Genomic DNA, 550 nt, shown 5'->3' with positions numbered 1-550 from the left:
CGGCATGACGGGGAAGTGGAAGGCCATGTGGCACTCGTCGCCGCCGGCGGTGTAGTCGCCGAAGTAGTCGACGACGTCCTCCGGCCACTGGTTCGCCTCCGCGAGGATCACCGTGTCCGGGTACATCCGGTCGATCTCCTTGCGCACCCGCTTGAGGAACTGGTGGGTGGCCGGCAGGTTCTCGCAGTTGGTGCCCTCTTCGGCGTAGAGGTAGGGCACCGCGTCCAGGCGGAATCCGTCGATGCCGAGGTCCAGCCAGAAGCGCAGGGCGGCCAGCATCTCCTCCTGGACGGCGGGGCTCTCGTAGTTCAGGTCCGGCTGGTGCGAGAAGAAACGGTGGAAGTAGTACTGGCCGCGCACCGGGTCGAAGGTCCAGTTGGAGGTCTCGGTGTCGACGAAGATGATCCGCGCGTCCGGATAGCCCTTGTCGTCGTCGGCCCACATGTAGAAATCGCCGTAGGGTCCGTCGGGGTCCTTGCGCGACTCCTGGAACCAGGGGTGCTGGTCGCTGGTGTGGTTCATGACGAAGTCGATGATGACGCGCATGCCG

1 protein-coding gene is annotated in these 550 nt (G+C 65.1%); it reads right to left on the bottom strand.

Annotation, left to right across the window (positions count from 1 at the left end; all coding sequences use genetic code 11):
* Window positions 1-550, bottom strand: a 550-nt coding sequence (locus IG64_RS37195) for an alpha-amylase family glycosyl hydrolase (RefSeq protein ID WP_037864976.1), incomplete at both ends; no start/stop codon positions are given.

It is taken from the genome of Streptomyces sp. NRRL S-340 (assembly GCF_000720185.1).
GTDB lineage: Bacteria > Actinomycetota > Actinomycetes > Streptomycetales > Streptomycetaceae > Streptomyces.
This window is presented reverse-complemented; position numbering and strand designations above follow the sequence as displayed.